This is a genomic window from Variovorax sp. GW821-FHT09D07, assembly GCF_059416345.1.
In genome coordinates this window covers 176,123-202,826 of the sequence record NZ_JBWKOY010000008.1, presented here as the reverse complement: position 1 = coordinate 202,826, position 26,704 = coordinate 176,123, and the positions used below count along the sequence as shown (strand labels likewise).

At 70.0% G+C, this 26,704-nt stretch carries 25 protein-coding genes; 8 read left to right on the top strand and 17 right to left on the bottom strand.

Annotation, left to right across the window (positions count from 1 at the left end):
- Positions 1 to 126: 126 nt before the first annotated feature.
- The 11 genes from AC07OX_RS25240 to AC07OX_RS25190 form a co-directional block, all read right to left on the bottom strand.
- On the bottom strand, positions 127 to 1,350 hold the full coding sequence (locus tag AC07OX_RS25240; protein WP_495262202.1) for a DUF1501 domain-containing protein: 1,224 nt from the start codon (positions 1,348 to 1,350) through the stop codon (positions 127 to 129).
- Positions 1,351 to 1,364: 14 nt separating this feature from the next.
- Positions 1,365 to 2,960, bottom strand: coding sequence for a DUF1800 domain-containing protein (locus AC07OX_RS25235; RefSeq protein WP_495262203.1), 1,596 nt, complete (start codon positions 2,958 to 2,960; stop codon positions 1,365 to 1,367).
- Between the two features lie 115 nt (positions 2,961 to 3,075).
- On the bottom strand, positions 3,076 to 3,750 hold the full coding sequence (locus tag AC07OX_RS25230) for a DsbA family oxidoreductase (protein ID WP_495262204.1): 675 nt from the start codon (positions 3,748 to 3,750) through the stop codon (positions 3,076 to 3,078).
- Between the two features lie 47 nt (positions 3,751 to 3,797).
- A complete protein-coding gene (locus AC07OX_RS25225; RefSeq protein ID WP_095744853.1) occupies positions 3,798 to 5,219 on the bottom strand; it encodes an MFS transporter in 1,422 nt (473 codons plus the stop codon).
- Positions 5,220 to 5,268: 49 nt separating this feature from the next.
- Positions 5,269 to 7,170, bottom strand: coding sequence for a bifunctional sugar phosphate isomerase/epimerase/4-hydroxyphenylpyruvate dioxygenase family protein (locus tag AC07OX_RS25220; protein WP_495262205.1), 1,902 nt, complete (start codon positions 7,168 to 7,170; stop codon positions 5,269 to 5,271).
- A 142-nt stretch (positions 7,171 to 7,312) separates the two neighbouring features.
- Entirely contained in the window at positions 7,313 to 8,089 is a 777-nt protein-coding gene (locus AC07OX_RS25215; RefSeq protein ID WP_495262206.1) for an alpha/beta fold hydrolase, read from the bottom strand.
- Entirely contained in the window at positions 8,086 to 9,327 is a 1,242-nt protein-coding gene (locus AC07OX_RS25210) for a multidrug effflux MFS transporter (RefSeq protein WP_495262207.1), read from the bottom strand. Before AC07OX_RS25210 ends, AC07OX_RS25215 begins: the two co-directional genes overlap by 4 nt.
- Entirely contained in the window at positions 9,324 to 9,764 is a 441-nt protein-coding gene (locus AC07OX_RS25205) for a carboxymuconolactone decarboxylase family protein (RefSeq protein ID WP_159272283.1), read from the bottom strand. Before AC07OX_RS25205 ends, AC07OX_RS25210 begins: the two co-directional genes overlap by 4 nt.
- The gene (gene pcaB, locus AC07OX_RS25200; protein WP_095744850.1) at positions 9,761 to 10,975 is read right to left on the bottom strand and encodes a 3-carboxy-cis,cis-muconate cycloisomerase; all 1,215 of its coding nucleotides are present in this window, start codon (positions 10,973 to 10,975) and stop codon (positions 9,761 to 9,763) included. The genes AC07OX_RS25205 and pcaB overlap by 4 nt, the downstream gene beginning before the upstream one ends.
- Positions 10,976 to 10,991: 16 nt before the next feature.
- Positions 10,992 to 11,825, bottom strand: a complete 834-nt coding sequence (locus AC07OX_RS25195) for a shikimate dehydrogenase family protein (protein ID WP_495262208.1) — start codon at positions 11,823 to 11,825, stop codon at positions 10,992 to 10,994.
- Between the two features lie 33 nt (positions 11,826 to 11,858).
- Positions 11,859 to 12,782: a shikimate dehydrogenase family protein gene (locus tag AC07OX_RS25190; RefSeq protein WP_489057245.1), complete on the bottom strand. Its 924-nt coding sequence runs from the start codon at positions 12,780 to 12,782 to the stop codon at positions 11,859 to 11,861.
- Between the two features lie 199 nt (positions 12,783 to 12,981).
- Between AC07OX_RS25190 and AC07OX_RS25185 the strand changes: the two genes are divergently transcribed.
- From AC07OX_RS25185 to map, 8 genes are all read left to right on the top strand, one after another.
- The gene (locus tag AC07OX_RS25185) at positions 12,982 to 13,776 is read left to right on the top strand and encodes an IclR family transcriptional regulator domain-containing protein (protein WP_056573982.1); all 795 of its coding nucleotides are present in this window, start codon (positions 12,982 to 12,984) and stop codon (positions 13,774 to 13,776) included.
- 74 nt (positions 13,777 to 13,850) lie between these two features.
- Positions 13,851 to 14,858: a Bug family tripartite tricarboxylate transporter substrate binding protein gene (locus tag AC07OX_RS25180; RefSeq protein ID WP_492685306.1), complete on the top strand. Its 1,008-nt coding sequence runs from the start codon at positions 13,851 to 13,853 to the stop codon at positions 14,856 to 14,858.
- 26 nt (positions 14,859 to 14,884) lie between these two features.
- Positions 14,885 to 15,550 carry a response regulator gene (locus AC07OX_RS25175; RefSeq protein ID WP_062482520.1) on the top strand — a complete coding sequence of 222 codons (666 nt, stop codon included), beginning with the start codon at positions 14,885 to 14,887 and terminating at the stop codon, positions 15,548 to 15,550.
- A complete protein-coding gene (locus AC07OX_RS25170) occupies positions 15,551 to 16,966 on the top strand; it encodes a sensor histidine kinase (RefSeq protein WP_495262209.1) in 1,416 nt (471 codons plus the stop codon). It abuts the gene before it with no gap.
- A gap of 22 nt (positions 16,967 to 16,988) precedes the next feature.
- Positions 16,989 to 18,008 (top strand): Bug family tripartite tricarboxylate transporter substrate binding protein, encoded by a 1,020-nt coding sequence (locus AC07OX_RS25165; RefSeq protein ID WP_495262210.1) that lies wholly within the window; start codon positions 16,989 to 16,991, stop codon positions 18,006 to 18,008.
- Positions 18,009 to 18,024: 16 nt separating this feature from the next.
- Complete coding sequence (locus tag AC07OX_RS25160) at positions 18,025 to 18,429, top strand: DUF6194 family protein (RefSeq protein ID WP_495262211.1); 405 nt, start codon at positions 18,025 to 18,027, stop codon at positions 18,427 to 18,429.
- Between the two features lie 66 nt (positions 18,430 to 18,495).
- Entirely contained in the window at positions 18,496 to 18,753 is a 258-nt protein-coding gene (locus AC07OX_RS25155; protein ID WP_492695508.1) for a ParD-like family protein, read from the top strand.
- A 2-nt stretch (positions 18,754 to 18,755) separates the two neighbouring features.
- The gene (gene map, locus AC07OX_RS25150; protein ID WP_307694061.1) at positions 18,756 to 19,547 is read left to right on the top strand and encodes a type I methionyl aminopeptidase; all 792 of its coding nucleotides are present in this window, start codon (positions 18,756 to 18,758) and stop codon (positions 19,545 to 19,547) included.
- 31 nt (positions 19,548 to 19,578) lie between these two features.
- On the opposite strand, the gene AC07OX_RS25145 is transcribed toward map, so the two are convergent.
- The 6 genes from AC07OX_RS25145 to AC07OX_RS25120 form a co-directional block, all read right to left on the bottom strand.
- Positions 19,579 to 20,553 (bottom strand): Csu type fimbrial protein, encoded by a 975-nt coding sequence (locus AC07OX_RS25145; protein WP_495262212.1) that lies wholly within the window; start codon positions 20,551 to 20,553, stop codon positions 19,579 to 19,581.
- Positions 20,541 to 22,865: a fimbria/pilus outer membrane usher protein gene (locus tag AC07OX_RS25140; protein ID WP_495262213.1), complete on the bottom strand. Its 2,325-nt coding sequence runs from the start codon at positions 22,863 to 22,865 to the stop codon at positions 20,541 to 20,543. Before AC07OX_RS25140 ends, AC07OX_RS25145 begins: the two co-directional genes overlap by 13 nt.
- Positions 22,866 to 22,890: 25 nt before the next feature.
- Positions 22,891 to 23,640: a fimbrial biogenesis chaperone gene (locus tag AC07OX_RS25135; protein ID WP_495262214.1), complete on the bottom strand. Its 750-nt coding sequence runs from the start codon at positions 23,638 to 23,640 to the stop codon at positions 22,891 to 22,893.
- 33 nt (positions 23,641 to 23,673) lie between these two features.
- A complete protein-coding gene (locus AC07OX_RS25130) occupies positions 23,674 to 24,198 on the bottom strand; it encodes a Csu type fimbrial protein (RefSeq protein ID WP_495262215.1) in 525 nt (174 codons plus the stop codon).
- Between the two features lie 401 nt (positions 24,199 to 24,599).
- Positions 24,600 to 25,724 carry a 3-deoxy-7-phosphoheptulonate synthase gene (locus tag AC07OX_RS25125; RefSeq protein WP_495262216.1) on the bottom strand — a complete coding sequence of 375 codons (1,125 nt, stop codon included), beginning with the start codon at positions 25,722 to 25,724 and terminating at the stop codon, positions 24,600 to 24,602.
- Positions 25,725 to 25,871: 147 nt separating this feature from the next.
- Complete coding sequence (locus tag AC07OX_RS25120) at positions 25,872 to 26,636, bottom strand: hypothetical protein (RefSeq protein ID WP_495262217.1); 765 nt, start codon at positions 26,634 to 26,636, stop codon at positions 25,872 to 25,874.
- Positions 26,637 to 26,704: the final 68 nt, after the last annotated feature.

The following is a 26,704-nucleotide window of genomic DNA, read 5'->3' as shown; positions in this document are numbered from 1 at the left end:
CAAAGCCATCCCCGAAATTGGGTAAACGCAGCGGCGCATGCCTGTGCGGCCTCAAGGCGAAGGGGCGGACACAAGGTCCAAAAGGAGATCGTGAAAGAGACGGTGCGGCCCGCCCCCGTGGGGCCATCAGACCAGCCGCAGGTCCTTCACCGCCGCACCGCCGAACACCCGCGCCACCTGCGCCGGCGACAGCCCGTACATCCGCTGGAACAACCCGCCCAGCACCGCCCGGTATTCGTTGAGCACCGCGTGGTCGCGGTTCTGGAACAGCGTGGCCTGCGTCAGCGGCTGCTGCTCGCCCACGACGCGCCCGCCCGCCTGCGCGGCCAGGCCGCCGCCGAGCACCCAGTACACGGTGCCGTGCCCGTGGTCGGTGCCACGGTTGCCGTTCTCGCGGAAGGTGCGGCCGAACTCGCTGACGACGACCACCACGGTCTGGCGCCAGGCAGGCTCGCCCATCTCCTGCGCGAAGCCCGCCACGCCGCGGCCCAGTTCTTCGAAACGGTTGGCCAGGTAGCCCTTGGCCGCGCCCTGCCCCACGTGGGTGTCCCAGCCGCCGACGTCGACAAAGCCGATGTCGTAGCGCTCGCGCATCAACAGCGCCATGCGCCGCGCGACCTGCTCGAAGCCCTTGGGGCTCATGGCGTTGCGGCTCGCGGCGTCCATCTCGGCCTGCATGGCGCGCACCACCTCGTCGCGCACCTGGAAGCCCTCGGCCACGGGCTGCGCGAGCGCGGTGTTGCGGTACATGGACGCAATGATCTGGCTCTGCCGCGCATCGAGGGCCTGCCGCGCCACGCCCGCGAGCGCCATGTTGGCGGCCTTGGCGTCGTCGCCGCGCAGCACGATGGGCAGCTGGTCGGTGAAGGCGATGGGCGACACGTCGGCCAGCGGCCCGGCGCCGAGCACGCCGGCCAGCCGGTTGAGAAAGCCCGAGCGGTAGTCGCGCCGTGCGTTGTCGGGCGCCACGCCGAGCTCGATGGCGTCCTGCGTCTCGAAGTGGCTGCGCGTGAGGTCGTCGGTGCCGGCGAAGGCGATGAAGGCCGCCTGCTTGCGCTGGTACAGCGGCAGCACGCTCTGCGCGAGCGCGGGGTGCAGGCCCCAGTCGCCGCCCTCGAGCGGCAACGCGCCGTCGGGCGTGCCGGGCCGGGGGATGGCGATGTTGGGCCGCGAGGCGTAATAGAAGTCGCTGTTCGCGGTGGGCACCAGCAGGCTGGTGCTGTCGTAGGCGCCGCGCAGGAACACGACGAGCAGCTTGGTGCCCTCGGCAGCGGGCGCGGCGACCACGCGCGCGGCGGCGCCGGCCAGCGGCGTGGCGGCGATGAGTTGCAGCAGGTGTCGGCGTTGCATGGCGATCCCTCTTTTCAACGCCGCATCAGCTCGGGCGATGCGAGCAGGAAGGTGTTCCACTCCGGCGGGTTCTTCGCCTGTGCGAGCGCCTGCTGCGTGTCGGCGCTCAGGCCGGGTTGCAGCGCATGCACGGCGCGTGACTCGGCCAGCGGCGGAAACGGCGGCTTCTCGAGCGGCGCCTTGTCGTCGGTGCGGAACAGCACGGCGCCGCCCGTGCCGATGGCGCGCGCGATTTCGAAGCGGGTGTTCATCTGCCCCGCACTGGCCCAGGCGGCTTCGTTGAGCGGGTAGCCGTCGGGCGTCTCGTGGGCGTACAGGGTCTCGCCCATGCGGTTGATCCAGCCGATCATCGGCGTGGTGTTGAGCACCACGCGCTCGTCGTAGGCCAGCCGCACGCCCGCCAGCACGTAGTGCACGGGGTCACGGAACTTGCGGCCCAGCGAGGCCGCGAACTCGCGCGATTCGAACAGCGTCTGCAAGGTGGCGGCGATGTCGCCGTCGCTGCGCGTGAAGGTGGCGGCCATGCGCTCGACCAGCGCGGGCGGCGGCTCGTCGGCCACGAAGTACACGGCGAGCTTGCGCGAGATGAAGCGCGCGGTGGCCGGCGCGCGCGCCAGGCGGTCGAGCGCCTCGTCGGTCTCGGCCAGGCCGCGCGCCTGGATGGGCTGGCCCAGGAAGGTCTTCGGGCCGTAGTCGTGCCGGTTCGGGTGGAACTCGAACAGGCCCTGGCGCACGTAGTCGGCGCGCACGGCCGGGCGCACCGCGGGCGGCGCCGCGTCGGGCGGCTGCACGCTGACGCCCACGCCGGTCAGCACGCGCGCCAGCTCCTGCACGTCGGCCTGCGTGTAGCCGCCGCCCACGCCCAGCGTGTGCAGCTCCATGAGCTCGCGCGCGTAGTTCTCGTTGATGCGGTTGGCGGCGTTCTGTGCGTTGTCGAGGTAGCGCAGCATGGCCGGGTGCCGCGCGGTGGCGCCCAGCAGGTCGCGGAACTTGCCGAGCGCGTGCGGGCGGATGGCGTTCTCTTCGTAGTCGCCGACCATCGCACGCACCAGGTCCTTGCGGATGCTGACGCTGAAGTGGTTCATCCAGAACCAGGTCATCTGCTCCTGCAGCTGGTTGGGCGCGTACAGCGCGCGCAGCAGGAAGCGCTGCTGCGCCTCGCGCGCGAGGGTGTTGAGTTCCTGCTGGTAGGCCGTGCGTGCGGCCTTCTTCGCTTCTTCGTCGGGCAAGGCGTCGGCGGCCTTGCGCCGGGCATCGAGCGCGAAGACGAGCTGGTCGAGCGGCGTGCGCGAGATGGCCATGGCGTCGATCTGTGCCTGCGCCGCCGCGGGCAGCGGACGCGGCGCGGGACGCAGCTGGCGGCCCATCCAGCGCGGCAGGCCGTCGCGCGCCAGCTCGGCCTGGCTGCCGGCGTTGGCGCCCCAGCTCACGCGGTCCAGCCAGCGCAATTGCGCAGCGGGCGTGTCGGCGGCATGGCCCAGCGCCGTGAGCGGCGGGCCCTCGGGACGCAGCAGGCCGGTGGAGCAGGCGGTGAGCGCCAGCACGGCGACCAGCGTCACGGCGATCGCGCGCGAACGGTGCAGCTTCGGAAACGGCATGCGGTCGATCATGCGCCCTTCAACCGCTTCGCGATGTAGGCGGTTGACCGACCTCGGCCCGCGCTCAGGTAAAGCTGAAGGTCAGCTTCGTTTCAGGACGAAACGGCAGGGCTGCTGCCTCGTGCCTTCAGGCCGTGGCGGTACGGCTGGGCTCCGCACCCGCAATTTGCCGCAGCGCACGCTCGAACACCTCGACCGGCTGGCCGCCGGAGATCAGGTGCTGGTCGTTGATGATGATCGCGGGCACCGAATGGATGCCGGCGTCGGTGTACAGGCGCTCGCGCTCGCGGGTTTCCTGCGCGAACTCGTCGCCGGCCAGGATCTCGCGGGCCCGCGCCGCGTCGAGCCCCGCCTCGGTCGCCGCGCGCACCAGCACCTCGATGTCCGAAGGGTTCTGGCTGTCGGTGAAGTAGGCCTTCAGCAGCAGCTTCTTCAGCGCCACCTGCTTGGACGGGTCTTCCAGTTCGGCCCAGTGCAGCAGGCGGTGGGCATTGAAGGTGTTGTACACGCGGGGCCGGCCCCCGGCGCTGAACTCGAAGCCGACGGCCGCGCCGCGCTGGCGGATCGCCTCGCGGGCCTGGGCCTGCTGCTCGCGCGAGGAGCCGTACTTCTGGTTCAGGTGCTCGAAGGTGTCCTGGCCTTCGGGCGGCATCTGCGGGTTCAGCTCGAAGGGCTGGAAATGCAGCTCGGCCGTGACCTCCGGCGCCACCCGTTTCAGGGCGGCCTCGAGCGAGCCGAGGCCCACGGCGCACCAGGGGCAGGACACATCGGAAACGAAATCGATCTTGAGATGGGCGGTCATGGCGCCATTCTTCATGGCGCCACAACCCCTTTGTGCGCGCGGGGTCTTCAGGCCATGGCCTTGCGGCGCTCGCGCTCCGTGCGGGCGCTGGCCAGCGTTTCTTCGCGCAGCCGGTCGTACTCGGCCTTGTCGACCGGCACCGCGTTCGGGTTGCCCAGGTCGTGCATGTGGACGCGATAGGTCTCGCGGGCGCTCATGGCGGCCAGCGCGGCCAGCACGGTCACGGCGAAGGTGATGGCACCCACGGTGAACCAGATGTTCGTCGAGCCCGGAGGCGCCACGGCGGCGAACAGCGCGGGCAGCAGCGCGGTGAAGGTGGTGCCGATGTTCTGCGAGATGGCCATGGCCGACACGCGGTTGCGGGTGCGGAACAGCTCCGGGTAGAAGCTCGGGAAGGTCGCGTTGTAGCCCTGGTACACGATGCCCCACATCAAGAGCGACATGCAGATGGCCAGCGGCACGTTCTTGATGCTGATGGCGTACAGGTACACGAACGACAGCAGGCCCGAGGCGAGTGCGCCCACGATGATCGGCGGCTTGCGGCCGATGCGGTCCGACAGGTTGCCCACGAACGGGATCACCAGCACGGCCAGGATGTTGCCCAGCACGGGAATCCACAGGTACACGTCTTTCTGGAAGCCGATGCCGTAGGCGGCCTGCACTGCGTAGGCCGCGCCGAACACGGTGGCGACCACGGGAATCACGTTCATCAGCGCCATGCAGATCACGCGCAGCATGTCGCCCCAGCTGTCGGTCAGCGCCTGGACGATCGGCGCCTTGGCCACTTCGCCCTTCTGGTCGACTTCGGCGAAGGCCGGCGTCTCGTCGACCTCGCGGCGGATGATGTAGCCGGCCACGATCACGATGAAGCTCAGCAGGAACGGAATGCGCCAGCCCCACGAGTTGAAGGACTCTTCAGGCATGTAGTGCGCCAGCGGCAGGAACACGGCGGCCGCCAGGATCTGGCCTGCCTGCACGCCCTGCAAGGTGAAGCTCGCGAAGAAGCCGCGGCGCCCGAACGGCGCGTGCTCCAAAATCATCGAGCTCGCGCCCGAAATTTCACCAGCCACCGCGAAGCCCTGCACCAGGCGCAGGAACACCAGCAGCGCCGGGGCCAGCAGGCCGACCTGATCGTAGGTCGGCAGCAGGCCCACGGCCACGGTCGAGAAGCCCATCAGGAACATGCACAGCACCAGCACCTGCTTGCGCCCGTGCGTGTCGCCCCAGTGGCCGAGCACGAAGGCGCCGATGGGGCGCGCGACATAGCCCACGCCGTAGGTCGCGAGCGACGCGATGATGGCCGTGGTCGGGTCGCCCTTGGGAAAGAAGATCTGCGGAAAGATCAGCGCCGCGGCGGTGGCGTAGATGAAGAAGTCGTAGTACTCCAGCGCCGAGCCGATCCAGCCGCTGGCGGCGGCTTTCCTCGACTGGTGCTTGCCTTGCGGCTCTTTGGCGGATGGGTGGGCCATGGGTTGTCTCCAGTGGTGTGACGAAGGTGTCGGATGCGAGGGGAAAAAATCAGTCTTGTTGTTGGGGCTGCTGCGCCTGCGACGCCATGCGCGCGGGTGCGTTGAGCGCGCCGTAGGCGTCGTAGCCGCCCACGCGCTGCGCGACCTCGAAGAAGAGGCCGCCGTCGAAACTCTCGGTGTAGATGTGCAGGTAGTCGCCGGCCGCCGAGCGGTCGAACAGCACGCCGGCTTCGCGCATGCGCGCCAGCAGTTCGGGCGCCACGTCGATGCGCGTGGCCAGGTCGTCGTAGTAGTTGTCCGAGATCGGCACGAAGCGCGTGCCGTTGGCGCGCAGCCGGGCCACGGTGTCGAAGATGTCGTCGCAATCGAGCGCGATGTGGTGCACCGCGCCGCCGCCGGTCACGCTCAGGGTGCGCGCGGTGCGCGTGCGCTGGCTCAGCGACACGTTCAGCACCAGGCGCAGGCTGCGGTCGGCATTGGCCACGCCGCGGCTGCGGATCAGCCCGAAGGGGTCGGCCAGCTCCAGGCTCTCGCCGGGCTCCAGGCCGAGCACGGCGCGCGTGAACAGCACCCAGGTGTCGAGCTGGTCGAGCGCCAGGCCCAGCGCGACGTGGTCGATGCGCGTGAGGCCGGCATCGTGCGCGTCGGGCCCCGCGTCTTCGAGGATGAAGTCGGTCTCGTACAGCCCGTTGGCGCCCAGCGCCTCGGGCACGAAATGGATCAGGTTGCCGCCCGGCGCCACGATGGCCGGCACGCGCAGCTCGTTCGGCCCCACCGGGCTGTCGTGGCGCTGCGAACGCATGGCGCTGGCGCGGCCCACGGCCGCGAGCGGGTCGGCGCAGCGCACGCCCAGCGCGCAGACCGAGGTGCCGTGCGCCTCGAAACGGCGGCGCGCAAACGAGTCCGGCTGCGCGTTGACGATGAAGTGGATGCCGCCCTGGCGGTACAGCGTGACGGCCTTGGAGCGATGGCGCCCCACGCGGCGAAAGCCCAGCTGCCCCAGCAGCGCGCCGAGCGTGACGGCCGAGGCCTCGTCGGCCGCGAACTCGATGAAGGACAGGCCCGAGAGCGCCGGCGCGGGCGGCGGGTTGAACAGCTCCACGCGCTGCGGCTGCACGGGTGCATTCCCGTTGGCGAGCCGCTCGCGCGTTTCGCTTTCGAGGTACAGCAGCGAGCGCATCGCATCGACGGCGGTGCGGCGGTTCGGCGTCTCGCGGAAGATGTCGTTGAAGATTTCCAGCGACAGCGGCCCGGTATAGCCCGCGCGCAGCACCTGTTCGAAGAAGCCGACCACGTCGAAATCGCCCTGCCCCGGGAACGAACGGTGGTGGCGCGCCCACTGCAGCACGTCCATCGACAACAGCGGCGCATCGGCCATCTGCACGAAGAAGATCTTCTCGCCCGGAATCGCGGCGATGCCCGCCGGATCGTCCTTCAGCGACAGCGTGTGGAAGCTGTCGAGGATCAGCCCGAGGTGCGGGTGGTCGGCGCGCTGCACGATGTCCCAAGCCTGGGCGTAGCGCGAGGTGTTGCGGCCCCAGGCCAGCGCCTCGAAGCCCACGCGCAGGTTGCGGCGCGCGGCGCGTTCGGCCAACTCGTGCAGCTGGGCGGCGGCGCACGCCGGGTCGTTCACCGACAGCGGCGAGGTGTTGGAGCAGCACAGCACCAGCGGCGCGCCCATGGCTTCCATGAGGTCGAACTTGCGTTCGGCGCGCTCCAGGCTGCGGTGGAACTGCGCTTCGGGCATGCCTTCGAAGTCGCGGAAGGGCTGGTACAGGTCGATAGCCAGGCCCAGGTCGGACGCGATGCGGCGCAGCTCAGCGGCGGTGCCGCGGAAGTTGACGAAATCGGCTTCGAACAGCTCGATGCCGTCGAAGCCCGCGGCCGCAATGGCTTCGAGCTTCTGGCGGAGGGTGCCGCTGAGCGAGACGGTGGCAATGGCGCGGTGCATGGGGATGGACTGTAGAAAGAGCCCGGGCGCGCCACAACGCAAATCAGCCCCCTCTGATCGATGATCGCACGCTACCGATCATCATTCGCACGAAATAGGGGTTACACCTAGCCCGCGCGGGGGCGCAGGCCGGGGCGTTTTTTCAGAGGCTGCGCCAGTAATCGATCAGCATCTGCGCGAACTCGACCGGGCGCTCCACCGCGCTCAGGTGCGCGGCATCGATGGTCGCCAGCCGCGCGCCCGGGATCTGCGCCACCATGGCCTCGGACATGGCCATCGGCGTGGCCTCGTCCTGCAGCCCGCCGATCACCAACGTGGGCGTGGCGATGCGGCGGTTGCTGTCGCGAAAGTCGATGGCGGCCACGGCGTTGCAGCTCTCGATGTAGCCCTGCGCGTCGGTGCGCACCAGCGTGTCGTGCAAGGTGCGCGCGGCCACCGCGCCCTCGGGCGTGGCGGCGTAGGCCGGCGTGAGCCAGCGCGCGACGGCGCCCGGCGCGATGGTGGCCACGCCCTTGGCGGCCACGGTTTCCGCGCGCAGGCGCCACGGGGCCTGGTCGGGGTAGTGCGCGGCCGAATTGGCGATCACCACGGTCTTGAGCTGCGCGGCGTGCCGCACCGCCAGCGCCTGCGCGGTCATGCCGCCCATCGACAGGCCCACGAAGTGCACGGGCTCGCCGCCCGTCTCGCGCGCGATCAGCTCGGACGCGTCCTGCGCCAGCGTTTCCACGCGCAGCACGCCGGGCACCACCTCGGAACCGCCGTGGTTGCGGTGGTCGTAGCGGATCACCGTGTGGGCGCGCGCGAGCTGCGCGGCCACGCCGTCCCACATGTGCAGGTCGCAGCCGAGCGCATGGCTGAGCACGACGAAGGGGCCGTCGCCTTCGCGCACGACGTTCAGGCGGGGGGTGGAAGTGGTCATGGTGTGGAGTCCTTCTGGGAAGCGGATGACGAAGCAGGTTGCGCAAGGCGCGGCAGCCACAGGAACGCGATGGCCAGCAGCACGGTGCCGGCCATCAGCATCGGCACGACCATCGGCCAGGCGCCGTACGAAAAACTCGTGTCGACGAACAGCGCGGCGACCTGCCCCACGCAGAACGCGACCATCATCATGCCGAAACCGGACCACGACACGGCCCGCCCCGCCAGGTGCGGCAGGTCGCCCACGGCACCGGCCTGCCCGCAGGGCTGGTGGATGCCGTGGCCGAGGCAGTACACGGCGTGGCCCACCAGCAGCGGCACGGCACTGTGCGGCATCAACCAGCAGCCCAGCGCCTGGATCACGGCGCCGGTGATGCTCAGCACCGCGCCCAGGCGCACCGTGCGCATCGGCCCGAAGCGGCGCAGCAGGCTGCGGCACATCGTGGTGCTGAAGATGTAGACCAGCGAGCCGCCGGCCGGAATCCAGCCGTACCACGCGGGCGACCAGCCGAGGTAGCCGATGTAGACCATCGGCGAGAGCAGCAGGAAGCAGAACAGCCCGCCATAAGTGGCCGCGGCCACCGAGGCCCAGGCGCGGAAGGCGCGGCTGGCGAACACGGCGCGCGTGCTGCCGCGCGGCGCGGACGATTCGCCTCCGGCCAGCGGCTTGCGCGTTTCGCCGAACGAGCGCCAGCACAGCGCGAACAGCGCCAGCGAATAGACCGCCATCGCGACCATCACCCAGCGCCAACCTGCGCCCTGCACCAGCCAGGCACCCAACAGCGGCGCCACCAACCCGACCATGCCCAGGCCCGTGAGGCCCCGCGCCATGACGTGCGGGCCCTCGTGCGCCGGATACAGGTCGCGCACCGCGGCGCGTGAGCACACGAGAATCGCCGCCATCGAAAAACCCTGCAGCGTGCGCCAGCCCGCGAGCACCGCCACGCTGCCCGCAAAGGCACCGCCAAAAGCCGCGACCACATAACAGGCCAGCCCCGCCAGCAGCACCGGCCGTCGGCCGAAGCGGTCGGCCAGCGGGCCGCACAGCAGCTGCGCAAAGCCGAAGGCCAGCACGAACAGCGTGAGGCTGGTGCTGGCCGAGCCCAGCTCCTTCGCGATGGCGGGGAGCGCCGGCAGATAGCTGTCGGTGGCCACCGGTTGCGCGGCCAGCAGCAGCGGCAGCAGCAAGGTGAAACTGACGTCGAACCGGCCCTTCTTCGGGGCGACCGGCGCGTTCACTGCGCCGCGGACGGAGCAGCGGGTGCTGCGGGCAGCAGGCCCTTCTCGCGCAGGATGTTCGTCGCGATGCCGAAGGCGTGGTTGGCCACCGGCACGCCGCAGTAGATCGCGGCCATCATGATCACTTCCTTGATCTCGTCGGGCGTGAGGCGCGACTCGGGCGGACCGTCGAGCGCGGCACGCACGTGCATGGCGAACTCTTCGTAGGCATGGATGCCCAGCATCATCGACAGCACCATGAAGCGGCGCGTCTTGTCGCCCAGCGCGGGGCGACCCCAGATGTCGTTCCACGCGTGGCGCGTGATGAGCTCCTGGAACTCGGCGTTGAAGCCGTTGCGGTTGGCGAGCGACTTGTCGACCCAGGCGTCGCCGAGCACTCGGCGGCGGTTGACGAGGCCGTCTTCGTACGGATTGCTCGGGGTGTCGGGGGCGGTCATGGCGAGAGCTCCTTGTCGGATGAGAGTTGGGCTTGCAGGGCTTTCACCTGCGCCAGTGCGGTCTGGCCGGCGTTCACGGCCAGCGCAGGGTCGAACCATTCGTCCGCTGCGTCGCGCGGCAGTTCGGCACGCAGCCGGTCGATGTTGGCGCGCATGCGCGCGGCATCGACCTGCAGGCCGGGCAAGGCGCCGGCCATGGCGCGCACGCTGCCGTGCGCCGACATCAACAGCTGCGGCCATTCGGCCAGCTCGGCCTGCCAGGCGCCGAGCGCGCGTTCGTGCTGCTGCGGCATGGCGCCGAGCAAGGCGGCCACGCGCTGCGGCGCGCGGTGCGCGGCGGCGATGGCGACCATCGAGGCCACGGGGTTGCGCTTGTGCGGCATCGCCGACGAGCCGCCGCGCCCGGGTTCGCTGGGCTCGGCGACCTCGGCCACTTCGTACTGGCCGAGCAGCGAGATGTCGACCGCGACCTTGCCCAGGCTGCCCGTGAGCAGGCCGAGTTCGCAGCCGAGCGCGACCCATTCGTCGCGCTGCGTGTGCCATGTGGCGCCGGGGTCGCCCAGGCCGAGTTCCTTGGCCATGCGCTGGCGCACCGCGGCGCCCTGCCCCTTCATCTGCGCCAGCGTGCCGACGGCGCCGCCGAGCTGCAGCTGCAGCGCGTGCTTCGCGGCGGCGCGCAGGCGGGTGCGGCTGCGCACCAGCGGCGCGGCCCAGCCGGCACACTTGAAACCGAAGCTGGTGACCGAGGCCGGCTGCATCAGCGTGCGCGCGAGCATCGGCGTGTCGGCGTGCTGCACCGCCAGGCGCAGGAGTGCGTCGGCCGCCTTGGCCAGGTCGGCCTCGACCAGCGCGACGGCTTCGCGCGTGACCAGCGCCATCGCGCTGTCGATCACGTCCTGGCTGGTGCTGCCGAAGTGCACGAAGGGCACGGCCTCGGCATTGAACAGGCCCACGGCCTCGCGCAGTGCCTTCACCAGCGGGATGGCGACGCTGCCGGCGCGCCCGCTCTCGCGCACGATCTTGGCCACGTCGAACAGCTCGACCTTGCAGCTGCCGACGATCGAATGCGCGGCGCTCTCGGGAATCAGCCCCTCGGCCGCCTGTGCGCGCGCGAGCGCGGCCTCGAAGCGCAGCATGGCGTCGACGAAGGCGCGGTCGCTGAAGGCGCCCAGCGTTTCGGAGGTGGAAAGGAAGCCTTCAAAAATGCTCATGCGTGTTCCGGTGTTTTCAGTATTTCAATTGCGCGACGGCGCGCAGCTCTTCGGGCGAGGCGGTGCCGAAGCCGAAGAACTCGAGGTAGGCCGGGATCATCTCGAACAGCATGTCGGTGCCCACCTGCACCTGGCAGCCCTTGGCCTTGGCGGCCTGCAGCAGCGGCGTGTATTCGGTCTTCATGACGACCTCGCCGACGAAGGTCTCGGGGGCGATGCGGTCCACGTCGAAGGGCAGCGGGTCGCTGTCCTTCATGCCCAGCGGCGTGGCGTTGACGACGATGTCGAAGCCCGCCGGGTCCTTCGAGCCGGTGGTGACCTTCATCTGCGGATAGTGTTCGCGCAGCCGCGCGGCCAGCGCCTGCGCGGAGACATCGCTCATGTCGAACAGCATCAGCTCGGCCGCGCCGGCCGCGGCGATCGACGCTGCGATGGCCGACCCGACGCCGCCCGTGCCCGACACCAGCACCCGCGTGCCCTTGAACAGCCGCCCCTTGCGCTCCACGCCGCGCACGAAGCCCGCGCCGTCGAACTGGTCGCCCAGCAGGCTGCCGTCGGGCCGCTTGAGCACGGCGTTGCAGGCGCCCGCGACGCGCGCGGTGGGCGTGACCTCGTCGACCAGCGACATCGTCGTGACCTTGTGCGGCATCGTGACCAACGCGCCGCGCAGGTTCGAGAACTTGAAGATCTGCGCGAGCGACACCGCATAGTCCTCGGGCTTCACGCCCATGGGCACGACGACCGCGTCGATGCCTTGCTTGTCGAACCAGGGGTTGTAGATCATCGGCGCCTTGAAGGCCTCGGTGGGGTAGCCGATGTGGGCGATGAGCGTGGTCTTGCCGGAGATCATGGGCGTCGTTTCGTTCAGGAAGAAGGTGCGGGCTCAGGCCACGCTCGGAGACTGGTAGCGCAGCGGGTTCGCGATCTCGGCGTGCATCGCCGGCGGATAGATGAGCTCGCGCAAAAAGTCGGCGTCGGCCTGCATCGCATCGGCCGCGTCGATGTGGCCGAAGTAGCGGAAGTAGTGCGGCATCTGCTGCACGAGCATCTCGAAGCCGGCCTGCGCATTCAGGCCGCGCGCCCGCGCCGCACGCACCAGCGGCGTGGGCTGGTTGCGCAGCAGGATGTCGAACAGCGCCGCATGCGGTTCCATGCGCGCCACGTCCAGCGGCAGCGCGTCGTCCTCGGCCAGGCCCAGCGGCGTGGCGTTGATCACGAGGTCGTAGCCCTCGGGCGCGTTGCTGTCGACCGCGACCACGGTCGCATCGAAGAAAGCGTCGAGCTTGGCGGCCACGCCCGCGGCCTTGCCGGAGGCGGTGTCGAAGAAAGCGATGTGCTCGGCGCCATTCACCGTGCCGCCCTCGGCCAGCGCCACGCCGATGGCCGCGGCGCTCACGCCCGCGCCGAGGATCAGCACGCGCTTGCCGCGGAACGGCACGTTGCAGCGATCGAGCGCGCCGATCAGGCCTTCGCCGTCGAACAGGTCGCCCTCGAGCTGGTCGCCCTCGGTGCGGCGCACCACGTTGACCGAACCGGCCACGCGGCCGAACAGGCCGCAGCCGTCGAGCAGGTCGACCACGCGCGGCTTGTGCGGCGGCGCGATCACCATGCCGCGCACGTTGCGCGCCAGGAAGGCCGACTTCATGAACACCGCGAAGTCGCGCACCGGCACCTGCATGGGCACCAGCACCGCGTCGATGCCGTAGCGCGCGAAGGCCGCGTTGAACATGCGCGGCAGCCGCACGTTGCGGACCGGGTCGCCGGGGATGAGGTAGGCCTGGGTGCTGCCGGTGATGAAGGGGCTCATGGGCGTGCTTCCGTTCGTCAATCGCTCGTTTCGGGGCGGAACAGCGGGCTTTATAGTCCCTTCGCGCGCGGTCTGCTGGCATACCAGGCATCAAACGTTCGATGATCGATCTTTCAAGTTCGTCAATCGATCAAATTGAGGGTTTTTACTTAGCCATTCGGGCCTCGCCACCGCGCCGGACGCGGGCACACTTCCGCCCATGAACAGCACCAGCCCCGACGACTCGACGCCGCCCGCCGGCCTGGACAAGCGCGACTGGATCGCCGGGCTGGAGCGCGGCGTGAGCATCATCGAGGCCTTCGACGACGCCAACCCGCGCCTCACGGCCAGCCAGGCCGGCCAGCGCACGAACATGACGCGCACCGCCGCGCGGCGCTACCTGCTCACCCTGCAGCACATGGGCTACGTGGCCAGCGACGGCAAGCTCTTCTGGCTCACGCCGCGCGTGCTGCGGCTGGGGCAGTCGTACCTCGAATCGGCCCGGCTGCCGCGCGTGGTGCAGCCTTTTCTGCAACGCGTGGCGGCCGGCACCAACGAGATCGCCTACCTCAGCGTGATGGACGGCGACGAGGTGGTCTACATCGCGCGCAACGGCCCCAACCGCAGCATGAGCACCGGCTACGTGCTCGGTGCGCGCGTGCCGGCGCAGGTGACGGCTTCGGGCATGCTGATGCTGGCGCTGCGCAGCGACGCCGAGCTGAACGACTGGCTGGCCACGCGCCAGCTCACGGTGTTCACCTCGCACACCATCGCGAGCATGGAGCGCATGAAGCTCGAGCTGGCGCGCATCCGCGCCCAGGGCTGGGCGCTGTCGGAACAGCAGCTCGACCTGAACTCGCGCGGCATCGCCGTGCCGCTGCGCGACCGCCACGGCACGCTGGTGGGCGCGCTCAACATCACGATGCCGATGGGGCACGAGAGTTCGGAAGACGCGGTAGCCCGCGTGCTGCCGGTGCTGCGCGAGACGGCGCAGGCGATGCGCAACCTGATCTGAGGCACTGACAGCATTCCGACAGCATCCGCCCGGCAGGATGCGGGCTTCCATCCAAAAAACACTGGAGACAAGCCATGTCCGACCGCTTCCCCACCGACGTTCCCCTGAGCCGCCGCCACTGGCTGCAAGCCGGCGGCGCCCTCACCCTCGGCGGCCTGCTGCCTTCGATGGCCTGCGCGCAGGACGCTTGGCCCAGCAAGTCGATCCGCTTCGTCGTGCCCTTCGCGCCGGGCGGCAGCTCGGAGATCGTGGCGCGTTCCACCGCCGCCGAACTGTCGCGCACGCTGGGGCAGAGCGTGTTCGTCGACAACAAGCCCGGCGCGGCCGGCAACATCGCCATGAGCGAAGTCGCGCGCGCCACCGACCAGCACACGCTGATCCTCGGCCACATCGGCACGCTGGCCGTGAACCCCTACATCTTCGCCAAGCTGCCCTACGACGCGAACAAGGACTTCAAGCCCGTGAGCCTGCTGGCCAAGGTGCCCAGCCTGTACGTGGTGCACCCCGACGTGCCGGCGAAGAACCTCAAGGAGTTCATCGCCTACGCCAAGAGCAAGCCCGGCAAGCTGAGCTACGGCTCGGCCGGCAACGGCAGCGCCGGCCACCTGGCCTTCGAGTACCTGAAGATGACGGCCGAGGTCTTCATGCTGCACGTGCCCTACCGCGGCACCGGCCCGATGGTGACCGACCTGCTCTCGGGCCGGCTCGACGCCTCGGCCATCGGTGCGGCGGCGATCATTCCGTTCATCAAGGCCGGCAAGGTGCGCTGCATCGCGACCGGCTCGGCCAAGCGCCTGGCGCAACTGCCCGACGTGCCGACCGTGGCCGAGCAAGGTTTCCCCGGCTTCGAGATGACGCAGTGGTACGGCATGCTCGCGCCGGCCAGCATCACGCCCGCGCAGATGGCCAAGCTCTCGGCCGAGACCATGAAGGCCGTGAAGTCGCCCGACTCGATGCAGCGCCTCACGGCCGATGCGGCCGAGGCCGTGGGCGGCACGCCGGAGCAGTTCGCGCAGTTCATCACCGCAGAACAGAACCGCTGGCAAAAGGTCATCGCCCGGGCAAACATCAAGCCTGATTGACCGGTACAGGCCCTAGCATCGGCGCCATGCGCATCCTGCTGGCCGAAGACGAACACACCCTGGGCACCTGGCTCTGCAAGGCGCTGGAGCATGCGGGCATCCAGGTCGAATGGGTGGACGACGGCCGGCTGGCCGACCGGGCGCTGCAGCAGCGCGACCACGACGCGCTGGTGCTCGACCTGGGCCTGCCCGGCATGGACGGCCACACGGTGCTGCAGCGGCTGCGCGAACGCGACCAGCGGCTGCCGGCGCTGATCCTCACGGCGCGCGATTCGCTGGACGAGCGCGTCGCCTCCCTCAACGCGGGCGCCGACGACTTCCTCGCCAAGCCCTTCGCGCTGGCCGAGCTGGAAGCGCGGCTGCACGCGCTGGTGCGCCGTGCGCGCGGCGTGGAGCATCCGCGCCTGGCCTGCGGGCCGCTGGTGTACGACGGCGCGCGCCGGCAGTTCACGCTGGGCGGCGAAGCGCTCGCCCTGTCGCCGCGCGAACAGGCGGTGCTGCGCGCGCTGGTGCAGCGCAGCGGCGAGCCGCTGTCGAAGCAGCAGATCCTCGACCGCGTGTTCTCCGACGACGACGAGGTGCACCTCGAAGCCATCGAGGTGCTGGTGTACCGGCTGCGCAAGCGGCTCGACGGCAGCGGCGTGCGCATCGTCACGCTGCGCGGCCTGGGCTACGTGCTGGAAGCGGACTGAGTGAGCGCGCTGCGCCGCTTCACCGACCGCCTGCGCCGCACCAGCCTGTGGCAGCGGCTCGCGCTGCTGCTGTTCCCCGCCTTGCTGCTGGTGACGGGCATCGAGCTGTGGATGACGCGGCACGACGCACTGGCCGCCGCCAATGCGGCCTACGACCGTTCGCTGCTCGGCGCGCTCAAGTCGATCGACGCGAACATCTCCACGGCCTCGGGCGGGCTGTCGGTCGAGCTGCCGTACACGATGTTCGAGTTCTTCGAGCTCACGGCCAGCGGGCAGGTGTTCTTTCGCGTCGCGACCTCCGACGGGCTGGTGGAGCTGGGCAGCGCCGACCTGCCCGCGCCGCCCGTCGAGCCGGCGATGGGCGTGCCGGCCTTCTACGACGCCACCTACTTCGGCGAGGCCGTGCGGCTCGCGGCCTACCGGCGCGACCTGGACCGCGCACCGGCCGGCAGCACCGGGCGCAGCGTGCTGATCCAGGTCGGCGAGAGCACGCGCTCGCGCCAGGATTTCACAAGCCGCTTCGTGCGCAGCGCCGCGCTGCGCGACGGGCTGATCCTCGCGATGCTGTTGTGCGGCACCGCGCTGGCACTGGCGGCGGCGCTGCGCCCGCTGTCGCGGCTGGCGCGCGAGGTGCAGGCACGCACGCCCGACGACCTCACGCGCATCGCTGAGACCGACCTGCCCGCCGAGGTGCGCCCGCTGGTGGCCGCCGTGAACCAGCAGATGGCGCGCACGCAGGAACTGGTCGCACAACAACGGCAGTTTCTGGACGACGCCTCGCACCAGCTGCGCACGCACCTGACCACGCTGCAGATGCAGGCCGACTACGCGCGCCGCGAGGACGACCCGGCGCAGGTGCGCGCCGCGCTCGACGCGCTGGGCGCCGAGATCGGCCGCGCCACGCGCAGTGCGCAGCAGCTGCTGGCGCTAGGCCGCAGTGACACCGTGGCCGTGGCACCGGCCGACTTCGACACCGCCGAGCTGCTGCGCGAAGTGGCGGTCGACCTGCTGCCGCTGGCACGCGCCAAGCGCATCGACCTGGGCATCCATGCGCCCTCGCCCGAGCTGCACGCGGTGGGCGACCGCGGCCTGCTGCGCGAGGCGCTGAGCAACCTCGTGGCCAACGCCATCGCCTACACGCCGGCGGCCGGCACCATCACGCTGTTTGCTGCCGGCGACGCCGCGGGCTGGAGCCTCAACGTGGAGGACGACGGCCCCGGCCTGAGCGAGGACGAGCGCGCCACGCTGGGCCAGCGCTTCCGTCGCGGCGCGCGCGCGGACCAGGGCGGCTTCGGGCTCGGCCTGGCGATCGTGCGTTCCATCGCGCAGCGGCACCGTGGCGACTTGCGGCTGGAGGCACGCGGCGCGGGGCCGGGCCTGCATGCCATCATCTGGTGGCCCCGGCCTGCGGGGTGAACCGCCGCCCTCCTTCCCTTCAATGCCACGCCCCTTCGCTCTCACCCGTCGCCATGCGCTGCGCGCGCTGTCCGCGTGGCTCGCGCCTGTCGCGCTGCAGGCGACGGCGGCCGCGGGCGATGTGTCCGAGGGCCCGGCGGAATGCGTGATTCCCGCCAAGGCCGGCGGCGGCTTCGCGCTGACCTGCGCGTTGGCGCGCGATGCGCTGCAGGCCGTGCGCCCCGCGCGCACGCCGCTCGCGCAGCGCTACCTGCCGGGCGGCATCGGCGCGGTGGCCTTCGACCGCATCGCGAGCGGACAGCTCGGCGGGCCGGGCACGCTGGTCGCGTTCTCCAGCGGCTCGCTGCTCAACCTCGCGCAGGGCCGCTTCGGACCGCACCCGCCGTCGGCCGTGCGCTGGATCGCCACGCTGGGCACCGACTACGGCGTGGTCGCCGTGCACCGCGATTCGCCCTACCGCCGTTTGCAGGACCTGATCGCCGCGCTGCGCCAGGACCCGTCGCGCGTGGTCTTCGGCGCGGGCGGCACGGTCGGCAGCCAGGACTGGGTGAAGGCCGCGCTGCTGGTGCGCGCAGCCGGCGGCGCACCGAAGGCGATGCGCTTCGTCTCCTTCGAAGGCGGCGGCGATGCGCTGGGCGCGCTGCAGGGCAAGCACGTCGACGCGTTCCCGGGCGACGCCGCCGAGGCGCTGCAGGCCATCGCCGGCGGCGCGCCGCTGCGCCTGCTCGCGGTGCTGTCCGAAGCGCGGCTGGGCGGTGCGCTCACGGGCGTGCCCACCGCGCGCGAGCAAGGCGCGGACATCGTCTGGCCGACCGTGCGCGGCGTCTACCTGAGCGCCAACGTGCCCGACGCCGCCGTGCGCGCCTGGACCGCCGCCTTCGCCGAGGCCACGGCCGCGCCGGGCTATGCGGCGCTGCGCGAACGGCACGGCCTTTATCCTTTCGCGCTCACCGGCGCCGCGCTCGACGACTACGTGCAGGCGCGCATCAAGGCCTACCAGGCACTGGCCGACGAGCTCGGCCTGCGACGCTGGAAGCCCTGACCACACCCGCAAATCCATGACCGAAGACGACATCACCCAACACCTCATCGACATGCTCGGCGGCGGCCATTTCGAAGTGGCCGACGACAACACCTTCTTCTTCCACGGCGCGGACAACAAGTTCCCCTTTGCCACGATCGTGACGAAGGACAACGAGTTCGACAGCGCCTCGAAGCTGAACCGGCCCGGCGTGTTCCGCCTGAACGTCGGCGTGGGCAAAGAAAGCTTTCGCGCGCTGTTCGGCGAGCAGCCACCAGTCGACATCGACTACACCGCGCTCGACCGGCTCATGCCGCACCCGGTGTACGCAAAGATGTACTGGGTGAGCGTGATCAACCCGAGCGCCGCGACCTTCGAGACCGTGAAGCCGCTCTTGACGGAAGCGCGCAACCTGCTGATCGCGCGGGACAAGAGCGCGTAGTCCACCCAAAACACCGGGCCATATGAAACGCATACAATCCATATACGTTTCATACAGAGGTGGTCCATGGGCATCGTCAAGATTTCAGACCTGATGCACGAGAACCTGCGCGTGGCGGGCAACGCCCTCAGCCGGTCGATCAATGCGCAGGCAGAGCACTGGATGCGGGTCGGCATGCTGACCGAGATGCATCCCGACCTCGACTACCGGGAGGTCTGCCAGCTGCTGATCCAGGCCGAGCTTTCGGGCGGGCTGGACATTGCCGCGACAGTCACTGCGGCGCCACCGGGCAAGCCCCGCGCCCCCGCGAACGGCAAGCACTGACGATGGCACACGACGTTCCACTCAAGTCCGCCGAAGAGCTGGTGATGGCGCGGCGCGCCGCACAGCTGGCCGCCGAGGTCCTGGCCATGATCGAGCCCCACGTCGTGCCCGGCGTGAGCACCGAAGCGCTCGACCGCCTCTGCCACGCACACATCGTGAAGGTGCAAGGCGCCATTCCCGCCAACGTGGGCTACCTGGGCTATCCGAAGACCATCCTCACCTCGGTGAACCAGGTGGTGTGCCACGGCATCCCCTCGGCCGACAAGATCTTGAAGGCGGGCGACATCGTCAACATCGACGTCGCCGTCAACAAGGACGGCTGGTTCGGCGACACCAGCCGCATGTTCTTCGTCGGTGCGCCCAGCGTGCTGGCGCGCCGGCTGGTGGAGACGACCTACGAAGCCCTGTGCGCCGGCATCCGCCAGGTGAAGCCCGGCGCGACGCTGGGCGACGTGGGCCACGCGATCCAGTCGGTCGCGCAGCGCGAGCACTTCAGCGTGGTGCGCGAATACTGCGGACACGGCATCGGCCGCATCTACCACGACGAACCGCAGGTGCTGCACTTCGGGCGGCGCGGGGCGGGCCTCGTGCTCGAGCCGGGTATGGTCTTCACCATCGAGCCGATGCTCAACGCGGGCCGCGCCGAAACGAAGCAACTGGCCGACGGCTGGACCGTCGTGACCAAGGACCGCTCGCTGTCCGCGCAGTGGGAGCACATGGTGGCGGTCACGGCAGACGGGTACGAGGTGCTGACGGCCTGGCCGGGCGGCACGGGCGCGTACGCGCCGATCTGATGCGCAGCCCCGGCCCTGGGGTGATGACGACTCAGTAAGTCACGGTGACCGTGATCGTGTCGCTGTAGCTGCCCGGCGCCACATTGGTCTGCGCCGGCACCCGCCCGTAGACCGGGATGGCGCTGCCGGGGTTGCCGCTGCCGTCGACCGTGTCCGTGCCTGCGGCATTGCCCCAGCGCAGCGAGCGCGCGGCATCGCGGTACAACTCATAGCGGATGTAGTCGCCGGTGCCGCCCGCCATGCGCCGCTGCGTCCCCGTCACGTTCACGCCATTGCTCAGCCCCACCTTCCAGGCGGTGCTGGGCGGGCAGGCCATGGTGATGGCGGCCGCGCCGTCGACCGCGGACGCCAGCGAGCTGGCACTGCCGAAGTCCAGGTCGGTGGCCGTCACGCTGACGGCACAGGCGCTTGAGTAGGTGGCCGTGACCTGCGTGTAGAAATTCGTCACCCCGGTGTACTTGGCCGAGCTCGCGTTGCAACTGCCGGGGGCGTTGCCGCTCTTCATGCCCCAGACGACCTGGGAGTTGTAGATGTTGGCCTGGTAGCTGCCCGCAGCCAGCGACTGCCCCGACGGCACGCGGCCGTACAGCGGGATGTTCAGCGCGACGTTGCCGCCGCTCGCCGGCAGCACGAACACGCCCGCCGCACTGCTGTAGGTGCCGCCGCCCGGCGGTGGGCCGACGATGCTGCTGCGGCCCGCATCGGAATAGATGTTGTAGGCCATCTGCGAGCCGTTCCAGTTGGTCATGTAGCGCGGCGCGTAGCCGGCGATCTCGTTGCCCTGGTAGACGTACATGCAGTAGTTCATGTACATCGTCTGGCCGGTGTCGTTCTGGCAGGCGAAGCCGACCGTGGCGGTGGTGTCCGTCGCCGCCGACGCCGTGACGGTGCCGAAGGCGAAGCTGGGCTGGCTGGCGACCCAGCAGCTCGGGTCGGCATGCGCCGCGCCCATGCCCAGCAGGCACGAGAGTGCCAGCGCCAGTTTCACGAATCTCAACGTCCACATGTCAACCGCTCTTTCTGCAAACCACCGCCCTCGGGACGCCGCCAGTCGAACTGCGCCCGGCACACCGCGCCGTCGGGCGTGCGCACGGCCAGCGTGTTGCGCACGTCGAGCGTGTCCAGGTACACCCAGCCGTCGTAGCCCACCACTGCACCGCTACCGCCGTGGCCGTTCACCTGCACACGGCTTCCCAGCGGCAAGGGCTGGCCCTGTGCGTCCATCAATGCCACGTGGGCGGCCCGCACGGGCGTGATGCCGAAATGCGCCCGTGCGCCCGACCGGCCGGCCGGGGTGATGAGACTCTCGGCGCGCTCGATGCGCACGTCGGCGGGCAGGTCCATCGGGTCGATCGCCAGCTTGTTGTTCTGGTAGGCGTTCACCGGCACGACCAGCAGCAGCCCGCGCGAGTTGGTCTGCCCCACCGGTCGATTCTCGAGCTTCACGGGCACGCCGGCCACGCCGTCGGTGTCCACCACCGCAAAGGCGTCGTCGATGCGCCGCGCGGCCAGCACCCCGCCGCCCATCAACACCAGCGCACCGCTGGCGCCCGCATAGGCGTAGCGGCTGGCACGGCCACCGCCCATCTCGCTCACGCCGGCCTGCACGCGGCCGTAGGGACCCAGGTAGTTGATTTCGGCCTGCCCGCCGGTCGTACCGCCGCCCGTGCGCGCGGTGGCGCGCCAGCCCCAGCCGCCGTCGCCGAGGGGGGAGTGCTGCGCGCTGACGGTGCCCACCGTGCCCTGGTCGCCGCTGCGCTGCACGCCGGCGCTCACGCTGGTCTGCGCGTCCCACGACCAGCTCAGGCCGACGAAGATGCCGCGGTCGCTGCGCTTGTCCAGGTTTTGGTTCATGCCCACCGAGACCGAGGTCGTGCGCCCGATCGAACGGAACCAGTTCACGCTGGCGTAGCGCGACGCGTTCTGCCCCACCGGGCGCAGGTAGAGGTAGCTGACGCTGACGTTGCCCAGGCCGCCCATGTCGTAGCCCACGCTCGCGCTGGCGCTGCCCTTGGCCGGGGCCGCGCCGTAGGCCGTGGCCACGTCGCGGTAGTCGCCCTGGGTGCGCGTGCCGTTCAGGCCCACCGACAGGCGCTCCTGCCGCCACAGGTAGCCCAGGCTGGTCTGCGTGCCGCTGCGGCTGCCGCCCGGGGCGTCGGCGTCGTGCCGGCTGCCCGCCAGCGCCGCCGACAGCGTGCCCGCCGCGCCCAGTTGCCACACACCCCCGGCGCCGGCCAGCGCCAGGCCGCGCGTCACTTCGCCATGCGCTTCCACCGTGAAGCTGTCGCTGAGGCCCCGGCGCCAGGTGCCGGTCAGCACCGGCTGCTTGCCGTAGTCGAAGGAGCGCAGGCCGTAGTTGCGGCGCACCACGCCCAGGTCCACCGTCCAGTCGCTCAGGCCGGGCGCCAGCAGGCGGCTGCTGTCGAAGAGCGAAAAGCTCAGCGTGGCGGCGCGCCCCAGCGCGTCGGTCACCACCACCTGCGCCGTGCCCGTGCTGTTGATGCGCGGCAGCGCGTTGAGCTGGAAGGGCCCCGCCGGCACCTGGCCGCTGTACTGGCGGATGCCGTCGATGAACAGTTCCACGTCCGAAGGCATCGTGGCCGAACCGATGAAGCTGGGCAGCGGCGCGGTCTGCCGGTAAGGCTGCAGGCCGAAGTCGCGCGACAGCTGGATGCCGCCGATGCGCGTGGCGCGCGACCAGGGCACGGCGCCGGTGAGCGTGTCGCCCACGCGCAGGGTGAGCATCCTGTCGGGGAAGGCCATGCTCCAGGTGCTGTCCATGCGCACGGACTGGTCCTTCCAGCCCTGGGTGTCGTGCGTGCGCTGCATCAGCCAGGTGGTGCTGAGCACGCTGGCGCCGTGGAAGGCGCGCAGCTCGCCGAAGGCGCTCAGGCTGGCACTGCCACCCCTGCCCTGGGTGCCGTAGAGGTCGTAGTTCAGCAGCAGGCCGGTGGACGTGCTCAGGGGCTGCGCGGTGACTGCCGCCTGCCCCACGGTGGCCGTGGGCAGCTGCAGCATCGCCAGCGGCGCGGTCAGGCTCAGTTGCTGGCGCGCGGCGTCGTAGTCGGCCACGAGCCCGGGCAGGTCGCGCAGGGGCAGCCATTCGCCGCCGTGGTCAGGCAGGGAAAAACTCAGCTCACGCAGCACCGCGCGGGAGGCCGACAAGGCCCCGGCCTGCAGGCGAAACGGGTGCAGCCCGCGCGCCATGCCGTTGAGGCTGACCTCCAGGTACAGCGTCATGGCCCCCGGCACGGACTGCGCGGCGGGCGCTGCGTGGGCGGGGAGCGTGGTCAGGGCCAGCGCAAACGGAGCCAGCAAGGCCCTCGCAGCGAACCCGGCCCGCTCAGCGCGCCAGCGGCGCGAGGTTGGCGTCCGTCGTTCTGCCATCGATCATGACCTGCCAGCGACCTGCGCCGGCCAGGGCGGCGGGCGACGTCTTCAGCGGCCAGCGCATGGTGGCGCCGGGCAGCACGTAGCCCAGCAAGCCGGTGTAGGCGGCGACGGCGCGGCCGTCCGCGCCGGTGAACACGAGGTCTGCCAGCTGGGCATGCACCCCGCCGCTGTTGCTGACTTCCAGCACGGCCTTGCCGTCTTCGCGCCGCAGGCTCCAGCGCAACTGCGCGGGGGCCGGCTCCGCGCCCGCCGGGGACACGAAGATGGGCAGCGAGTGCCGCATCACGAAGTTCAGGTTGCTCTTCTTGCCATCCGCCGCCGCGCCCGCCGCCTGGGGCACGGGCAGCTCATCCACCAGCACGCGGTAGGCCTCTTCCGCCGGGCCCGCGGGCGGCGGGCCGTTGCGGATCACGCGCACCAGTTGCCGCCCGTCGGTGGGCAGCTGCAGCATGGGCGGGCTGATGACCAGCCCGTCCGCCGGCTCCATGCGGTCCTGTCCGTCCACCTGCGTCCAGCGGAAGACGCGGATCTGCGCGTCCAGCGGCGCCGTTCCCGTGTTGCTCAGCCAGAGCCCGTCGCCCTGCCGTGTCGGCGCCAGCGTCAGGGTGACGGGCGAGACCTGCAGGCCGGCCGCCTGGACCGCACCGCCGCCAAGCAGGCATGCGCCCCACAGTCCGAGGATGGCAAGTGCACGTCTCACGATTCAGCTCTGGCTCGGGGATTCAGCTCTGGCTCAGTACGTGACCGTCACCGTGACGGTGTCGGCGTAGCTGTCCGGCGTGAAGTTGGCGTTGGTGTTCTTGGCGTAGACCGTGTGCGTGATCGCCGCACCGGTGCCCGTGCCGCCGACCACATTGGCGCCGGTGCCGGTGGTGTTGCCCCACACGGTGCTGTTGCCCGCGTTGGAGTACAGCGCGTAGGGCACCTTGTCGGTGTTGGTGGCCGAGTTGGCGACGGACGACATGGCACCCGTGCCGTCGGTGGTGCCGCCGTTGGTGGACGAAGGCAGCAGGCCGACGGTGTAGGGCGTGGTCTTGGAGCAGGTGACCGAGATGGTGTTGTTGCCCGTCTGGTTGGTGGCGGTGGGCTGCACGGTGGTGCCCAGGCTGATGTCGGAGGCGCCGCCGGCAGTCACCGAGCAGCTGCGGACGATGGTCATCTTGACCTGGAAGCTGGCACCGGCGGTGTCAGCCAGGGCCGAACCGGATGCGAAAACGAGGGTGGCGGTGGCCGCCGCGGCGACTGCGAGCTTGAGCATGAAAGCACTCCAAATGTAATCAATAAGACCTGACAGGTCGGTATTTTGTAATCATTTTGCATACGTTTTGACTACAAAGTGGCGCAAGGATGCCCCACAACCGGCCCGTTTGCCCTCGGATTCACGGCGCCTCGGCTCAAATTTCGTGATCTAGTTCTCGTAACAATTGGAAAACTGTTTGCATTGTTTACATTTCCACCACAGTCAAGACGCCCCGTGGCTCGGCGAAATGGAGGCCTTGGTGCGGTCGATAGCGGGTGGGGAAGTGGTCGCAACAAGCGCAGGGCTTGGTGGCGCCCGAGGCTGGGCAGCCTCAGGAAGTCGATGCGGGCCGGCTCAAAGCGTTGCCCGGACCCGCCCGGGCGCAGGCGGCAGGGAGTCGCCCTGCCCCCTCGTCAGCCTCAGGCCCTGGCCAACCGGCGCCGCGCCTTCACCGCCGACGCCAGCCCCTCGAGCACCGGCACCGTCTGCGCAAAGCCGATGCAGGCATCGGTGATCGACACGCCGTGCTTCAGCGGCACACCGGGCTTCAGGTCCTGCCGGCCTTCCTCGAGGTGGCTCTCGATCATGATCCCGGTGATGCGCCGCTCGCCGGCCGCGATCTGCGTGGCCACGTCCTCGGCCACCACGATCTGGCGCTGGTGCTGCTTGCTGCTGTTGCCGTGCGAGACGTCGATCATCACCTGGGGGCGCAGGCCGTTGGCCAGCAGCGCCTCGCAGCTCGAAGCGACATCCGCCGCCGAATAGTTGGGCGCCTTGCCGCCGCGCAGGATCACGTGGCAGTCGTCGTTGCCGCGCGTCTCGAAGATCGCCGCCATGCCCATCTTGGTCATGCCCATGAAGGCATGCGGCGCACGCGCCGCGAGGATGGCGTCGGCCGCCACCTTCACGCTGCCGTCGGTGCCGTTCTTGAAACCGACCGGGCAGCTCAGGCCCGAGGCCAGCTGGCGGTGGCTCTGGCTCTCGGTGGTGCGCGCGCCGATGGCGCCCCAGGCGATCAGGTCGGCGATGAACTGCGGGCTCAAGAGGTCGAGGAACTCGGTGCCGGTCGGCAGGCCCAGCGTGGTCAGCTCCAGCAGCAGGCGCCGCGCGCGCTCCAGGCCTTCGTTGATGGCGAAGCTGCCGTCCAGGTGCGGGTCGTTGATGTAGCCCTTCCAGCCGACGGTGGTGCGCGGCTTCTCGAAGTAGGCGCGCATCACGATGAGCAGGTCGTCCTGCAGCGAATCGGCCACCTTCTTCAGGCGCTGCGCGTATTCGATGGCCTGGTCGTGGTCGTGGATGGAGCACGGGCCGACCACGACGACCAGCCGGTCGTCGCGGCCGTGCAGCACGTCGGCGATGGCCGCGCGGCTGCCTTCGACCAGCGCGAGCGTGTTGTCGCGCACGGGCACGCGCTCCTGCAGCAGCGCGGGGGTCATGAGGGGACGCACGGCACCGATGCGCACGTCGTCGATGCGGGTGGTGTCGAGGGTGCTGTCGCGGGAGCCGACTTCGGCGTCGTGGCGGGGGTCGTCGAGGCGGGACATGGTGGTGGGATGCTGTGATGTCGAGGGGGTTGCTTCGATTGTCCCCCAGCGCGCCCTCCTCCCCCGGCTCAGGCCGCCTTCAGAAACTCATCGGGGTCCGACGCGGCCTGCATCCGCAGCTGGCCTCACGGGACCCAAGCCAGGCAATCACGCCGACGAACGCGACAGCGTCGCCAACTTCTTCCTCGCACTCTGCAGGAGGCCGACCTTCTCGACGGGCAGCGGCGCCTTCGTATCTCCGAGCTTGATGATCTCGAGCGCCGCGGGTTTCGGCATGAGCGCATCGCGCGGCGTGAGGCCGTTGAACTTCGCGTTCGAGATGACGTGCACCTTCAGGTGACGGTGGATGTTCCTCGAGAGCTTCCGGCAGGCGGCCGCCAGGGTGGCTTCGTCGGGCATCGACTGGCCGTGCACGACGAGCAGCTCCAGGGTGCCGTCTTCGTCCTCCGCGAGCACGAAGGCGCGCACGACCGAGGCCTTGAACTTGCCGCGCAACATCGCGCGAACCGGCTCCGCCGCGGCGAACGACTTGAGCGCGATGTTGCGCAGTTCGTCGTGGAAGATGAACGCGCGGTCGATCGAGAAGGTCTCGGCCTCCTCGGCCTTCGGCTTTTGCTTCTTCAGGATGCCGCTGCTGACGAGATGCGCCAAGGTGCGTTCCACATCGGCCGTGTCGAGCTTCGAGCGATGGGCCAGCTCGCTGGAAGACAAGGGTTGGTGGGGCGCGGCGTAGGCGACCATCAAGAGCTTTTGCACCTCGGGGGCGAAAAGAAAATCTGCTGCACTCATTTCGCGGTTCTCAACTTCTCTACGTCTGTGGGGGTCTCTACAAGCGGGTTGCATTATCGAGAGCGCCCCGCTTCCCGTGCGATGCGCCTTTCTCCACGGCGTTTTCGCGGCGGATTCCGTCACCGCGCATGGCGCCGGCCTACAGCGGAGCCCGGCGCCCACCGGTAAGAACGGCTGAACACGACAAGGAG

Excerpts from the sequence above, each read along its gene's own strand:
- pcaB (WP_095744850.1), bottom strand. The coding sequence starts at position 10,975 with ATGAGCATTTTTGAAGGCTTCCTTTCCACCTCCGAAACGCTGGGCGCC.
- AC07OX_RS25190 (WP_489057245.1), bottom strand. The coding sequence starts at position 12,782 with ATGAGCCCCTTCATCACCGGCAGCACCCAGGCCTACCTCATCCCCGGC.
- AC07OX_RS25160 (WP_495262211.1), top strand. The coding sequence starts at position 18,025 with ATGACCGAAGACGACATCACCCAACACCTCATCGACATGCTCGGCGGC.
- AC07OX_RS25155 (WP_492695508.1), top strand. The coding sequence starts at position 18,496 with ATGGGCATCGTCAAGATTTCAGACCTGATGCACGAGAACCTGCGCGTG.
- AC07OX_RS25225 (WP_095744853.1), bottom strand. The coding sequence starts at position 5,219 with ATGGCCCACCCATCCGCCAAAGAGCCGCAAGGCAAGCACCAGTCGAGG.
- AC07OX_RS25195 (WP_495262208.1), bottom strand. The coding sequence starts at position 11,825 with ATGATCTCCGGCAAGACCACGCTCATCGCCCACATCGGCTACCCCACC.
- AC07OX_RS25230 (WP_495262204.1), bottom strand. The coding sequence starts at position 3,750 with ATGACCGCCCATCTCAAGATCGATTTCGTTTCCGATGTGTCCTGCCCC.
- AC07OX_RS25240 (WP_495262202.1), bottom strand. The coding sequence starts at position 1,350 with ATGCAACGCCGACACCTGCTGCAACTCATCGCCGCCACGCCGCTGGCC.
- map (WP_307694061.1), top strand. The coding sequence starts at position 18,756 with ATGGCACACGACGTTCCACTCAAGTCCGCCGAAGAGCTGGTGATGGCG.
- AC07OX_RS25175 (WP_062482520.1), top strand. The coding sequence starts at position 14,885 with ATGCGCATCCTGCTGGCCGAAGACGAACACACCCTGGGCACCTGGCTC.
- AC07OX_RS25185 (WP_056573982.1), top strand. The coding sequence starts at position 12,982 with ATGAACAGCACCAGCCCCGACGACTCGACGCCGCCCGCCGGCCTGGAC.
- AC07OX_RS25205 (WP_159272283.1), bottom strand. The coding sequence starts at position 9,764 with ATGACCGCCCCCGACACCCCGAGCAATCCGTACGAAGACGGCCTCGTC.
- AC07OX_RS25220 (WP_495262205.1), bottom strand. The coding sequence starts at position 7,170 with ATGCACCGCGCCATTGCCACCGTCTCGCTCAGCGGCACCCTCCGCCAG.
- AC07OX_RS25235 (WP_495262203.1), bottom strand. The coding sequence starts at position 2,960 with ATGATCGACCGCATGCCGTTTCCGAAGCTGCACCGTTCGCGCGCGATC.
- AC07OX_RS25180 (WP_492685306.1), top strand. The coding sequence starts at position 13,851 with ATGTCCGACCGCTTCCCCACCGACGTTCCCCTGAGCCGCCGCCACTGG.
- AC07OX_RS25125 (WP_495262216.1), bottom strand. The coding sequence starts at position 25,724 with ATGTCCCGCCTCGACGACCCCCGCCACGACGCCGAAGTCGGCTCCCGC.
- AC07OX_RS25165 (WP_495262210.1), top strand. The coding sequence starts at position 16,989 with ATGCCACGCCCCTTCGCTCTCACCCGTCGCCATGCGCTGCGCGCGCTG.
- AC07OX_RS25215 (WP_495262206.1), bottom strand. The coding sequence starts at position 8,089 with ATGACCACTTCCACCCCCCGCCTGAACGTCGTGCGCGAAGGCGACGGC.
- AC07OX_RS25145 (WP_495262212.1), bottom strand. The coding sequence starts at position 20,553 with ATGTGGACGTTGAGATTCGTGAAACTGGCGCTGGCACTCTCGTGCCTG.
- AC07OX_RS25130 (WP_495262215.1), bottom strand. The coding sequence starts at position 24,198 with ATGCTCAAGCTCGCAGTCGCCGCGGCGGCCACCGCCACCCTCGTTTTC.